Below are 3,968 nucleotides of genomic sequence, written 5' to 3'. Positions count from 1 at the left end.
GGTCGGTCTCCACCACGAGCGCGATCGCGCCGTCGAGCGCGGGCGCGCCGAGCAGGGCCCGCGCCTCGTCGGTGTCGGGTTCGACGCCGAGCACGAGCATCCGTTCGGCGCGCCCGGCGGCCAGCATCGTGACCGCCCACCGCACCGCGTCGAGGCCCCCGGTCGCGCCGTTGCACACCATGAGGTTGGGCCCGCGCAGCCCGAACCGGATCGCCACCGACGAGGCGATCACGTTGCTGGAGGCGTTGGGCAGGTCCATCGGGCTGGTGCCGGTCACGGTCTCGGAACGGATCACCTCGCACGCGCGCACGACGGTGTCCACGTTGCCGAGCGTGGAGCTGGCGACCACGCCGGTCGAGGCCGAGGGCACCGTGAGCGCGTCCGCGGTCGCGGGCCCGTCCCCGGTGGTGAGCCCGGCTTCCCGCAGGGCCGCGTCGGCCGCGCAGTAGGCCAGCCGGGTGGCCCGGTCCTTGTAACGCAGGCCCTTGCGGCCCACCAGCAGCGCCGGATCGACCGGCTCGGCGCTGGCGGGCCTGCCCCCGGACAGGGACGCCGGGTCGTGCGCCCCGGGCAGGACGACGCCAGTTCCGGTGATCACGGCGGTGTGCGGCGCGGTCATCGTGTGTGCTCCCCTGCCGCGTCCGCCTCGACGACCGCGACGGCGTTGATGCCGCCGAAGCCGAACGCGTTGATCTGGGCCACCGACACGTCCGCGTGTTCGGCGGCGCCGGTGACCATGCGGAACGAACTCGCCTCGTCCACGGGATCGGTGAGCCCGGCCGTCGGCGGAACGAGGCCGTGGGCGAACGACTGGAGCGCGCCGACGAGGTTCATCAGCCCGGAGGCCCCCGAGGTGTGCCCGGTCATGGATTTCATCGCGGTCATCCGGGGCGTGCTCGCGTGCTCGGCGAAGACGTCCCGCGTGGCGGTGGCCTCCACCTCGTCGTTGAGCAGTGTCCCGGTGCCGTGCAGCAGCACGAGGTCGATGTCGGCGGGCTTGACCCCGGCCAGGCTGTGCGCCTCGCGCATCGCCGCGGAGATTCCCGCCGCGTCCGGCGCGGTGGCGTGGTAGGCGTCGCAGTTGACCCCGACCGAACGCAGGTGGCCGAGCACGGGCGTGTCCCGCGCACCGCTCGTCCCGGACTCGCCCGCGCGCAGCACGACCGCGGCGGCACCGTCACCCATCAGCACGCCGGTGCGGTTGCGGTCGAACGGCCGGACCCGCTCCGGCGGCACCGGGTGCACCCGTTCGAGCAAGCCGTGCATGCTCTCGGTGAGCACATCGACGCCCGCCACGACCACCGTGTCGGCCTGGCCGGTCTCGAGCAGGTCGCTCGCCACGGCGAGGGCGTAGACCGAGGCCGAGCAGGCGTTGGAGAAGGTGTGGGTGTCGGTGGCGCCGAACCGCTCCCGCAGCACGGGGCCGAAATGCAGGCCCTCGGCGGAGAGTTCGCCCTGACCTTGCCACCACAGTTCCAGTGAGCGCAGTTCGCGCAGGCCCGTGCCGACGAGCACGGGTACCTCCGACAGGTCGTCGCCGAGTCCGGCCTGCCCGGCGGCCTCGGCCACGGCGGCGGCGAGCCAGGTACTCGCCCGCCCCGGCACGTCCACTCCCTCGGCGGGCCGGTCGTCGATCTCGTAGGCCGACCGCGCGCGGTACCGCGTCCGGTCGAACCCGCGCAGTGGCGCCAGCCCGGTCCGGCCCGCGCACAGCGAGTGGAACACCTCGTCGGCGTCGCGGCCGATCGAGGCGACGGCCCCCATTCCGCTGACGACGGCACGCATCACGCCACCTCCTCGAATTTACCGAGAATGACCACGGAATTGTTCCCGCCGAAGGCGAGACCGTTGTTCTGCACCACGCGCAGATCCGCCTCGACGGCTTCGTTGGGAACGCAGTCGACGGCGCATTCCGGGTCGGTGGTGACGTGATTCGCGGTCGGCGGGATGAAACCGCGGTCGATCGCGAGCGCGCATCCGATGGCGGCCAGTGCGCTGGCGGCGCCCATGGTGTGCCCGATCATCGACTTCACCGACACCACGGGTGGGACATCGGCGCCGAATACGTCGTGGATGGCGCCGGCCTCGGTCACGTCGTTGGCCCTGGTGCCGGTACCGTGCGCCGAGATCAGGTCCACCTCCGCCGGTTTCACCCCGGCGTCGTCGAGCGCGAGCCGCATGCAGTCGCCGACGCTGGACACCTCGGGCGCCACCTGGTGGTGTGCGTCGCAGTTGAGCCCGTACCCGAGTACCTCGGCGTAGATGCGCGCACCGCGGGCCAGCGCCGACTCCAGGCTCTCCAGCACCAGCACTCCGGCGCCCTCACCGGTCAGGATGCCCTTACGGTCCACATCGAACGGCTGGCAGGCCTCGGGGGCGATGGTCCCGAGACGGTAGAAGCCGGTGAAGGTCTTGCGGCACATGGCGTCGGCGCCGCCGCACAGCGCGAACCGAGCCGCACCCTCGCGAACGGCGTCGAATCCGTAGCCGATCGCGTAGTTGCCCGCCGCGCACGCGGTCGGAATGGTGATCGTCTCGACATCGGTGAGGCCGAGCTCCGCGGCGACCGCTGTGGACAGTCGCCCCGCGGGGACGTGCCGTGCGAGCTGGGGATCGAGCGCCTCGGGGCCGTCGCGCACCTCGGCCTCGACGAGTGCGTCGAGGTCGCGCGACTCGCCGTCGGTCGTGCCGATCGAGATGACGTTGTGCTCGGAACGCAGCAGCTCCACGTCGACACCGGCGTCCGCGACGGCCATGCGGGCCGCCGCGACGGAGAACTGACTGGCGCGGCCGAGCTCGGCACGGTCGAGTTCGTACACCCACCGGTCCGGGTCGAAGTCGACGATCTCGCACCCCGTGGCGTGCGCGAACCCGGTGGTGTCGAAGGCGGTGATCGGACGGGCGCCGACCTGCCCCCGCCGCAGTCCGTCCGCGAACTTCGCGACCCCGGTACCGATGCTGGATACGACGCCGAGGCCGGTGAGCACGACCCGTTGGGACGCGTTCCGGTGTCCGTTCGGCTGACTATCGGAAGACATGGTCACAACGGCCTCACAATTCCACTGCGTTCTGCCACGGAAACGTCGTTCCCGTGCGGGTTCCGCCGGGAGCCGAGCGCAATTTCACCCGATCGTGGGCAGTGGGCCAACGCCCCGTGCACGAAACTGCAACGCGTGGTCAGATGAGGCCGAGCTGGGCCGCGCGGGCCCCCGCCTGGAACCTGCTGCACGCCTCCAGCGCGCTCATCGTGGAGGCGACGTCGTTGCGCACCGTCCGCACGCTCACCCCGAGCCTGCGCGCCACGGCCTCGTCGGTGAGGCCGTCCGCGAGCATCCGCAGCACCTGCTCGTAGCGCTGCTGGTTCAGGCCGTTCGGCGGCACCGGGAGGGCGTCGCGCAGGTCGGTGCCGACCGACCACTGCCGCCGGGTCTCGGCGAGCAGCGAGTCCACGACCTCGGGGCACCGTTCGAGCCGTCCGCCGCCGGCCTCCTCAAGGGTGAGCGCCACGGAACCGTCCACGACCACCGCCCGCCCGAAGGCGGCAGCGGGCACGATGCGGGGACGGATGTCCCGGGCCTTGAGCCACGCGCAGTGCCGCCGCACCGTAGGCCACCGGGTGAACTCGGCGGGCCACACGGTGCGCACCCGAACCCCCCGCCGCAGCAGGTACTCGACCAGTTGACGGGAGAACTCGAACGAGTCCGGCACGTACTGCCGCACCGAGAACACCACCTCGGTGCGGGCCTTGGTCACCACACGTTCCGCGGCGGCCGCGAGCTCGTCGAGCGTGCGCAGGGGAGTGACCTCACCCAGGCGGTCGGTGGCCCGTTCGTGACCGCGCACGAAGGACTCCACGGCGGCCACCGCGGGCAGTTCCGACCGGCGCGTGCCGCCCTTGAGCCTGCTCGCGGCCAGCGAGGGCAGCGCGAGCGCGGGTTCGACGGCCCGCAGGCACCGGTGGTCGTCGG

General features: G+C 72.4%; 4 protein-coding genes. All 4 read right to left on the bottom strand.

Translation table 11 applies throughout. The annotated features are described in order from the left end of the window. The coding region (locus SACSA_RS21095; protein WP_019813086.1) for a beta-ketoacyl synthase N-terminal-like domain-containing protein at positions 1 to 619 on the bottom strand (619 nt) is incomplete at its 3' end. After that, positions 616 to 1,785 (bottom strand): beta-ketoacyl-[acyl-carrier-protein] synthase family protein, encoded by a 1,170-nt coding sequence (locus SACSA_RS0102070; RefSeq protein ID WP_198008911.1) that lies wholly within the window; start codon positions 1,783 to 1,785, stop codon positions 616 to 618. The genes SACSA_RS21095 and SACSA_RS0102070, both read right to left, overlap by 4 nt. Further along, the gene (locus SACSA_RS0102065) at positions 1,785 to 3,038 is read right to left on the bottom strand and encodes a beta-ketoacyl-[acyl-carrier-protein] synthase family protein (protein ID WP_028661442.1); all 1,254 of its coding nucleotides are present in this window, start codon (positions 3,036 to 3,038) and stop codon (positions 1,785 to 1,787) included. Before SACSA_RS0102065 ends, SACSA_RS0102070 begins: the two co-directional genes overlap by 1 nt. Positions 3,039 to 3,177: 139 nt before the next feature. Then, the coding region (locus tag SACSA_RS26550) for a helix-turn-helix transcriptional regulator (RefSeq protein WP_019813083.1) at positions 3,178 to 3,968 on the bottom strand (791 nt) is incomplete at its 5' end.

This window comes from Saccharomonospora saliphila YIM 90502, assembly GCF_000383795.1.
Classification (GTDB): domain Bacteria; phylum Actinomycetota; class Actinomycetes; order Mycobacteriales; family Pseudonocardiaceae; genus Saccharomonospora; species Saccharomonospora saliphila.
Note: the sequence above shows the minus strand (reverse complement) of the source record. Positions and strands in the feature narration are given on the sequence as shown.

Excerpts from the sequence above, each read along its gene's own strand:
- SACSA_RS0102070 (WP_198008911.1), bottom strand. The coding sequence starts at position 1,785 with ATGCGTGCCGTCGTCAGCGGAATGGGGGCCGTCGCCTCGATCGGCCGC.
- SACSA_RS0102065 (WP_028661442.1), bottom strand. The coding sequence starts at position 3,038 with ATGTCTTCCGATAGTCAGCCGAACGGACACCGGAACGCGTCCCAACGG.